Origin of the sequence: Streptomyces sp. SID14478 (assembly GCF_010548525.1) — a bacterium.
Classification (GTDB): domain Bacteria; phylum Actinomycetota; class Actinomycetes; order Streptomycetales; family Streptomycetaceae; genus Streptomyces.
Window position 1 is genome coordinate 1 of sequence record NZ_JAAGMG010000495.1, and the last position, 4,896, is coordinate 4,896.

5 protein-coding genes are annotated in these 4,896 nt (G+C 72.1%); 3 read left to right on the plus strand and 2 right to left on the minus strand.

The window, feature by feature from the left end:
• Nucleotides 1-99 (minus strand): acyl-CoA carboxylase subunit epsilon (locus G3I40_RS16350; protein WP_164302890.1); only part of this gene is annotated, 99 nt, incomplete at its 3' end.
• Nucleotides 100-125: 26 nt separating this feature from the next.
• Nucleotides 126-1,727, minus strand: coding sequence for an acyl-CoA carboxylase subunit beta (locus G3I40_RS16355; RefSeq protein WP_164302886.1), 1,602 nt, complete (start codon nucleotides 1,725-1,727; stop codon nucleotides 126-128).
• Nucleotides 1,728-1,867: 140 nt separating this feature from the next.
• Here G3I40_RS16355 and G3I40_RS16360 point away from each other — a divergent pair, with 140 nt between their 5' ends.
• From G3I40_RS16360 to G3I40_RS16370, 3 genes are all read left to right on the plus strand, one after another.
• A complete protein-coding gene (locus G3I40_RS16360; protein WP_164302887.1) occupies nucleotides 1,868-2,740 on the plus strand; it encodes a biotin--[acetyl-CoA-carboxylase] ligase in 873 nt (290 codons plus the stop codon).
• A 359-nt stretch (nucleotides 2,741-3,099) separates the two neighbouring features.
• Nucleotides 3,100-4,224, plus strand: a complete 1,125-nt coding sequence (locus tag G3I40_RS16365) for an adenylate/guanylate cyclase domain-containing protein (RefSeq protein WP_164302888.1) — start codon at nucleotides 3,100-3,102, stop codon at nucleotides 4,222-4,224.
• Between the two features lie 41 nt (nucleotides 4,225-4,265).
• The coding region (locus G3I40_RS16370) for an enoyl-CoA hydratase/isomerase family protein (protein ID WP_164302889.1) at nucleotides 4,266-4,896 on the plus strand (631 nt) is incomplete at its 3' end.

Below are 4,896 nucleotides of genomic sequence, written 5' to 3' on the forward strand. Positions count from 1 at the left end.
GGCAGGGGCGCCGGATGCCGCCGCGGCGCGGGCCTGGACCACCGCGAGTGCGGCGGCCAGCTCCTCGGGGGTCGGATTGCCCCGTACGACCTTGATCATCATGGGTCGGCTCCTCGCGTCGGCTCCTACAGGGGGATGTTGCCGTGCTTCTTCGGCGGCAGCGACTCGCGCTTGGTCCGCAGCTGACGCAGGCCCCGCACGAGGTGGGCGCGGGTGTCGGAGGGCATCACGACCGCGTCGACGTAACCGCGCTCGGCCGCCGTGTAGGGGTTGAGGAGGGTGTCCTCGTACTCCTGGATGAGCCGCGCGCGCGTCGCCTCCTGTTCCTGGGGGTCCTCGGCGGCGGCCAGCGTCTTGCGGTGCAGGATGTTCACCGCGCCCTGCGCGCCCATGACGGCGATCTGCGCGGTCGGCCAGGCCAGGTTGAGGTCGGCGCCCAGGTGCTTGGAGCCCATCACGTCGTACGCGCCGCCGAACGCCTTGCGCGTGATGACGGTGATCAGCGGGACGGTCGCCTCCGCGTACGCGTAGATCAGCTTGGCGCCGCGCCGGATGATGCCCTCGTGCTCCTGCTCGACGCCCGGCAGGAAGCCCGGTACGTCGACGAAGGTCAGCACCGGCACGTTGAAGGCGTCGCAGGTGCGCACGAAGCGCGCGGCCTTCTCGCTCGCGTGGATGTCGAGGCAGCCGGCGAACTGCATCGGCTGGTTGGCGACGATGCCGACCGGGCGGCCCTCGATCCGGCCGAAGCCCGTGAGGATGTTCGGCGCGAACAGTGCCTGCGTCTCGAAGAACTCGGCGTCGTCCAGGACGTGTTCGATCACGCCGCGCATGTCGTACGGCTGGTTCGCGCTGTCCGGGATGAGGGTGTCGAGCTCGCGGTCCTCGTCCGTGAGCGCCAGGTCCGCCTCCTCCGGGAAGGCGGGCGGCTCGCTCAGGTTGTTCGAAGGCAGGTAGGACAGCAGCGACTTGACGTACTCGATCGCGTCCTTCTCGTCGCCCGCCATGTGGTGCGCGACGCCGGAGCGCGAGTTGTGCGCCCGCGCGCCGCCCAGCTCCTCGAAGCCGACGTCCTCGCCGGTGACCGTCTTGATGACGTCCGGGCCGGTGATGAACATGTGCGAGGTCTGGTCGACCATCACCGTGAAGTCGGTGATGGCCGGGGAGTAGACCGCGCCGCCGGCGCACGGGCCGACGACGAGCGAGATCTGCGGGATGACGCCCGACGCGTGGGTGTTGCGGCGGAAGATCTCCCCGTACATGCCGAGGGCCATGACGCCCTCCTGGATGCGGGCGCCGCCGGAGTCGTTGATGCCGATGACCGGGCAGCCGGTCTTCAGCGCGAAGTCCATCACCTTCATGATCTTCTGGCCGAAGACCTCGCCGAGCGCACCGCCGAAGACGGTGAAGTCCTGCGAGAAGACGGCGACGGGCCGCCCGTCGACCGTGCCGTACCCCGTCACCACGCCGTCGCCGTAGGGCTTGTTGGCGTCCAGGCCGAAGTCGGTGGAGCGGTGCCGGGCGAACTCGTCCAGCTCGACGAAGGACTCCTCGTCCAGGAGCAGTTCGATGCGCTCGCGCGCGGTCAACTTGCCCTTCGCATGCTGCTTTTCGACAGCGCGCGCGGAGCCCGCGTGGGTCGCCTCGTCGATACGGCGCCGCAGGTCCTCGATCTTGCCTGCGGTGGTGTGGATGTCGGCCTCATTGGGCTGTTCCAACTCGGACATCGGGATGCGGCTCCCTGCCTGACTCGACGCTGCTCACGGGGACGGTGCACTTAGGAAGGTGCGTGGCGCTACTGACTCGTAGGGTAGTGGCGCGAATACGGCTGCGCAGTGCGGCGTTTACCACACCTAGGCTGGGTTGCATGACGCAGCGAGATGGTTCAGACGCGCACGCCAGCCCCTGGTCCGACCTGGACCGGCCGCCCCTGGGAGCGGCCGGGCTGCGCCGCTCCCTGGTCCGCGCGGAGGGACTGTGGTCGTCCGTCGACGTGGTGCCCCGCACCGGGTCGACCAACACCGACCTGGTGGCGCGGGCCGCGGCCGGCGCCGTGCAGGAGGGCGCCGTGCTCGTCGCCGAGGAACAGAGCGCGGGGCGCGGGCGTCTGGACCGGCGCTGGTCGGCGCCGCCGCGCTCGGGCCTGTTCTTCTCCGTCCTGGTCAGGCCCGCCGAGCACGAGGTGCCGAGGGCGCGCTGGGGCTGGCTCCCGCTGCTCACCGGCGTCGCCGTCGCCACCGCCCTGTCCGCCTCGGCCGGCGTCGACACGGCGCTGAAGTGGCCCAACGACCTGCTCGTCACCGTCGACGGCGAGGAGCGCAAGGCGGGCGGCATCCTCGCGGAGGCCGCCGCCGACGGGGGCATCGTCATCGGCGTCGGGCTCAACGTGTCGCTGCGGGCGGAGGAGTTGCCCGTCCCGACGGCGGGTTCGCTGGCGCTGGCCGGGGCGAAGGTCGTCGACCGGGAGCCGGTGCTGCGGGCCGTGCTGCGCTCCTTCGAGCGCTGGTACGTCGAGTGGTGCGCCGCGGAAGGCGATCCCGGCCTGTCGGGGCTGCAGGAGACGTACGCGGCGGGGTGTTCGACGCTGGGGCGTCAGGTGCGGGCGCATCTGCCGGGGGAGCAGGAGCTGGTCGGCGAGGCGGTGGCCGTCGACGGGGAGGGCCGGCTGGTGATCGCCGGGGCGGACGGTCGCCGGGAGGCGGTCGCGGCGGGCGACATCGTGCATCTGCGTCCCGCGTAAGGGGGGAGGGCGCGCGCCGTGGCCTCGCCGGTCCGGGTGTCGGCTGCCGGCCGGTGGGGCTTCCCGCGCAGTTCCCCGCGCCCCTGAAGGCTTGCGGCTTCGCCGCTGAGCCTTCATCGAGGGAGACGGCGCACGAAGTGCGCATCTCCAGGGGCGCGGGGAACTGCGCGAGAAGCCCCACGCACCCGCAGCCGCCGCTCCACGACAAGGGCCCCCGAGGGACGCCAGGGCCCAGGGCGTCCATGTCAAGCGACGCCCACGGAACACCCGCACCGAACGGAGTGACGTGGCGCACAGGTGCTGCCGTAGAGTTGAGGCCGGTCGATACCTGACCGCGGCAGATCGGAAGGGCAGCAGGCGTGACCGTCGACGACTCGGGCTCCGGCACGGGCTCCCCACCCGACCCCGAGAAGCCGCAGGGGGATGAGCAGGACCCAGCGGAAGATCCCCTCGCGCTGCGGCTCGAGGGACTGATCCTCGGGGCCGAGCGCCGCTACACCCCGTTCCAGGCGGCCCGCAGCGCGGGCGTGTCCATGGAGCTGGCATCGCGGTTCTGGCGGGCCATGGGCTTCGCCGACATCGGACAGGCCAAGGCGCTGACCGAGGCCGACGTGCTGGCGCTGCGCCGCCTGGCCGGCCTCGTCGAGGCGGGCCTGCTCAGCGAGGCGATGGCCGTGCAGGTGGCGCGCTCCACCGGGCAGACCACCGCCCGGCTCGCCGAGTGGCAGATCGACTCGTTCCTGGAGGGGCTCACCGAGCCGCCGGAGCCGGGCATGACCCGTACCGAGGTCACCTATCCGCTGATGGAGCTGCTGCTGCCCGAGCTCGAGGAGTTCCTCGTGTACGTGTGGCGGCGCCAGCTCGCGGCGGCGACCGGGCGCGTCGTGCAGGCCGGTGACGACGAGGAGATGGTGGACCGGCGGCTCGCCGTCGGGTTCGCGGACCTCGTCGGGTTCACCCGCCTCACCCGGCGCATGGAGGAGGAGGAACTCGGCGAGCTCGTCGAGGCCTTCGAGACCACGGCGGCCGACCTGGTCGCCGCGCACGGCGGACGGCTCATCAAGACGCTCGGCGACGAAGTGCTGTTCGCCGCCGACGACGCGGGCATCGCCGGCGAGATTGCGCTGCGCCTCATCGAGACGATGAGCAACGACGAGACGATGCCGGAGCTGCGCGTCGGCATGGCCTTCGGGACGGTCACCACGCGGATGGGCGACGTCTTCGGCACCACGGTGAACCTGGCGAGCCGCCTCACGTCGATAGCGCCCCGGGACAACGTCCTCGTGGACGGCGCCTTCGCCGAGGAGCTGATCCGCACCGCCGAGGCCCCCGCCTCCGAGGCCGAGGCGGCGGCCGCCGCAAAGAAGGCGGAGGAGCAGGGCGAGGAGCCGCCGACCTACCGGTTCGCGCTGCAGCCGATGTGGCAGCGGCCCGTGCGCGGGCTCGGTGTCGTGGAGCCCTGGACGCTGACCCGGCGCACCTGAGAACCTTCCGGTTAACGTCGGTTAACCGGAAGGTCTGTGCGATGGGTGATGAGCGGGAGCAGCAGCGGTTCGGGGAGTTCGTCGCCGTACGGCGCCACGAGGGCGGGACTCTCGCCGAGTTGGTGCTCGACCGGCCCAAGGCGATGAACGCCGTCTCCAGCGACATGGCGCGCTCCATCGGCGCCGCGTGCGCGGCCCTGGGCGAGGAGCGGGACGTGCGGGCCGTGGTCGTCACGTCCAGCAACGAGCGGGCCTTCTGTGTCGGCGCGGACCTGAAGGAGCGCAACTCCTTCTCCGATGCAGAGCTGGTGCGCCAGCGCCCCGTGGCCCGGGCCGCGTACACCGGCGTACTGGACCTGCCGATGCCGACGATCGCGGCCGTGCACGGGTACGCGCTCGGCGGCGGCTTCGAGCTGGCGCTGGCCTGCGACCTGATCGTGGCCGACGAGAGCGCCGTGGTCGGGCTGCCGGAGGTGTCGGTGGGCGTGATCCCCGGCGGGGGCGGTACGCAGTTGCTGCCGCGCCGGGTCGGGGCCGCGCGGGCCGCCGAGCTGATCTTCTCCGCACGCCGCGTCGAGGCCGCTGAGGCCGGTGCGCTCGGGCTCGTGGACCAGGTGGTGGCGGCCGGGCAGGACCGGGCCGAGGCGCTGGCGCACCAGCTCTGCATCGGAG